This window comes from Desulfolutivibrio sp., assembly GCF_036584575.1.
GTDB lineage: Bacteria > Desulfobacterota > Desulfovibrionia > Desulfovibrionales > Desulfovibrionaceae > Desulfolutivibrio.
The window spans coordinates 1-3,127 of record NZ_JAZHDB010000151.1 but is presented as its reverse complement, the minus strand read 5'-3'; the positions used below and the strand labels follow the sequence as shown (position 1 = coordinate 3,127).

The 3,127-nt window shown below is 63.6% G+C and carries 5 protein-coding genes; 1 reads left to right on the top strand and 4 read right to left on the bottom strand.

Translation table 11 applies throughout. The features are described from left to right. Nucleotides 1-146 precede the first annotated feature (146 nt). From V3572_RS11270 to V3572_RS11255, 4 genes are read right to left on the bottom strand one after another with little or no spacing between them, the layout of a single operon-like run. The gene (locus tag V3572_RS11270) at nucleotides 147-692 is read right to left on the bottom strand and encodes a 2-oxoacid:acceptor oxidoreductase family protein (protein WP_332111094.1); all 546 of its coding nucleotides are present in this window, start codon (nucleotides 690-692) and stop codon (nucleotides 147-149) included. Further along, complete coding sequence (locus V3572_RS11265; protein WP_332111093.1) at nucleotides 689-1,450, bottom strand: thiamine pyrophosphate-dependent enzyme; 762 nt, start codon at nucleotides 1,448-1,450, stop codon at nucleotides 689-691. The genes V3572_RS11270 and V3572_RS11265 overlap by 4 nt, the downstream gene beginning before the upstream one ends. 3 nt (nucleotides 1,451-1,453) lie before the next feature. Further along, a complete protein-coding gene (locus V3572_RS11260) occupies nucleotides 1,454-2,512 on the bottom strand; it encodes a 3-methyl-2-oxobutanoate dehydrogenase subunit VorB (protein ID WP_332111092.1) in 1,059 nt (352 codons plus the stop codon). Further along, entirely contained in the window at nucleotides 2,505-2,753 is a 249-nt protein-coding gene (locus V3572_RS11255) for a ferredoxin family protein (protein ID WP_332111091.1), read from the bottom strand. The genes V3572_RS11260 and V3572_RS11255 overlap by 8 nt, the downstream gene beginning before the upstream one ends. 94 nt (nucleotides 2,754-2,847) lie before the next feature. Between V3572_RS11255 and V3572_RS11250 the strand changes: the two genes are divergently transcribed. Then, nucleotides 2,848-3,127: homocysteine S-methyltransferase family protein (locus tag V3572_RS11250; protein ID WP_332111090.1), on the top strand; the 280-nt coding region annotated here is incomplete at its 3' end.

The window sequence follows — 3,127 nt, the reverse complement described above, 5'->3', positions numbered from 1 at the left end:
CAGACCCCTCCCCCTCCCCAAAAAACTTTTTCGGGGGGGTGATAAGACGCCAGAGGGAGGATGCGTCCCGTTACGGGATTCCAAAGGGTGAAACCCTTTGGCCGCCGGAGGCATCCCCCCTACAGACTATCTACCGCCTACGTCGCCTACGCCGCCCGGGCGGCGCCGGCCCGGATGGCCTCGATGTTTTTAGGAATGAGCTTGGCGTAATGGCTGGAGATGACGTGCGACAGGCTGTCCTCCACCGCCGACAGGGGCAAAACCCCCGAGGCCGCCACGTAGGCCCCGATGGCCACCATGTTGGCCATGCGCGCGTTGCCCAGGCCGTCGGCGATCTCGTTGCAGGGTACGGACACCAGCCGCACCCGGTCGGCCTCGGCCAACTCCGGATCGACCAGCGACGAATTGAGGATCAGCACGCCGCCGTCCACGAGCCTGGGGCCGAACTTGTCCAGCGAGGGCCGGTTCATGATGATCAGGCTTTTCGGGCGATGGATGATGGGCGAACCGATCTCCTCCTCGGAGACCACCACCGTGCAGTTGGCCGTGCCGCCGCGCATCTCCGGGCCGTAGACCGGAATATAGGTGACGTTTAAGCCCTGGTTCATGCCCGCATAGGCCAGAAGGTTGCCGATGAGCATGACCCCCTGGCCGCCGAAACCGGCGATGATCACATCCTGATACAGACTCACTTGCCGCCTCCTTCGCCGGTTGCGTCCCGGAAGACCCCCAGCGGAAACACGGGAATCATCTCCTTGGCGATGCGCTCGTTGGCCTGAAGCGGGGTCATGCGCCAGTTGGTGGGACAGGTGGCCAAAAGCTCCACGAAACTGAAGCCCAGGCTTTCTTCCTGGATGGTGAAGGCCTTTTTCAGGGCCTTTTTGGCCTGCACGATGTGTTTGACCGAATCCAGGGCCACGCGCGTGCTGTACACCGTGCCGCCCAGGCCCGCGATGATCTCGGCCATGTTCATGGGGCCGCCCTCGCGGTCCTGGCAGCGGCCGCCCGGGCAGGTGGTGGTCTTTTGGCCGATGAGCGTGGTGGGGGCCATCTGGCCGCCGGTCATGCCGTAGACCGTGTTGTTGACGAAGACCACCGTGAGCCGTTCGCCCCGGTTGGCGCAGTGCATGATTTCCGCAAGTCCGATGGACGCCAGGTCGCCGTCGCCCTGATAGGTGAAGACGAAGGCGTCGGGCCGGGCCCGCTTGACCCCCGTGGCCACGGCCGGCGCCCGGCCGTGCGGGGCCTCCACCGTGTCCACCGAGATGTAATTGTACAAAAACACCGAGCAGCCGATGGCGCTGACGGCGATGGTCTTCTCCACAAGCCCCATCTCCACCAGACACTCGGCCACCAGCCTGTGGGCCACGCCGTGATGGCAGCCGGGACAATAATGCATGCCCCGGTCGGTCATGACCGAGGGGCGTTCAAAAACCAGTTCGTCCTTCATGTCCTACCTCGAAAGGGCCGAGCGGATCGGCGCTTCAATCTCGTCGGGAGTGGGCATGTTGCCCGGCAAAAAGCCGTGGAAGCCGCTGTCGGCATGGAAACGCACGGCCAGGCGCACATCCTCGACCATCTGCCCCATGTTGTGCTCGATGGTCAAAAAGCGCTTTCCCTGCGTCGCCAAGTCCGCCAGGGCCTGGGTCGGAAACGGAAACAGCGTGATGGGCCGAAAAAGCCCCACCTTCTCCCCCGCCGCCCGAAGCGAGCGCACCGCGCTCTTGGCGATGCGGCCGATGGACCCATGCGCCACCACCACAAGCTCGGCGTCCTCGGTCTGATAGGCCTCGAAGCGCACCTCGGACTGCATGGCCTTGTACTTGGCGTCCAAATGCAGATTCTGACCGGCCAATTCGCCCTCATCCAGGAAAAGCGACTTGAGAAGCCGCGAGGGCCGCCCGGCCGCGCCGTCGAGCCGCCAGTCGCCGCCCTCGGCAGGCGATACCGGCTCAGGCGTCCAGGTCGTCACCGGCTCTTTCATCTGGCCCAGGATGGCGTCGCCCAGGATCAGCACCGGATTGCGATATTTAAAAGCCAGGTCGAAGGCCGCGATGATCAGATCATAGGCTTCCTGGCAGGTGGACGGAGAAAGGACCAAAAGCCGGTAGTCGCCGTGGCCGCCGCCCTTGGTGGACTGGAAATAGTCGCCCTGGGAGGGGCCGATGTCGCCCAGGCCCGGGCCGCCCCGGTTCATGTTCACGATCACCCCGGGAAGCTCGCTTCCGGCCATGTACGAAATGGCCTCCTGCATGAGCGAAATGCCCGGGCTCGACGAGGTGGTCATGGCCCGGACCCCGCAGGCCGCCGCGCCCAGCAGCATGTTGGCCGAGGCCACCTCGCTCTCGGCCTGGACGAACTCGCCCCCGGCGTCGGGCAGGGCCTTGGACAAAAATTCCGGAATGTCGTTCTGGGGAGTGATGGGATAGCCGAAATAGCACTTAAGCCCGGCAGCCAGGGCCCCGTAAGCGATGGCCTCGTTGCCCTTGATGAACATGCGCTTCTCAGACATGGGCCGCCTCCTGGCTCTTTTTCGGCTTCACCGTCTTCCAGACCGTGATGGCCACGTCCGGACAGACCATGGCGCAACTGGCGCACCCGGTACACTTGGACTCCTCGCCAGGCGCTACCTCGACAACCTTGTAGCCCTGCTGGTTGAACCGCGAAGACTGCACCACAATCTCCTTGGGACACGCCAACGTGCAAAGGAGACACCCCTTGCACCGCTCCTCGTCAATAACAATCCGCGACATGCCTGCTCCTTTTGGAAGAGGATGAACCGGGGAGGGTGAACTGAAAGCGGCGATTCTGGCGTGCCGACTTTATTCGAAGCTGCCGGTGGTGGCGATGATGACCTTTGACGATGGGGGTCGCACTGTGCTGGGAACGCCGCCGGCGGCTGCCGCTGTGACTCTTGAAGGGTTGCAGGTGGATGTTATCGGCACCAATTGCGGTCTTGGCATTGAAGGCGTTTGTGAATTGCTCGAACAGATGCGCGCCGTCAGTTCGCTGCCGCTGATTGCCCAGGCCAACGCCGGATTGCCGATTCTGGTCAATGGGGAGACCCTGTTTCCGGCCAGCCCGGAAGAGATGACGCGCTGTCATGCGCGCCTGGTTGAGTTGGGGG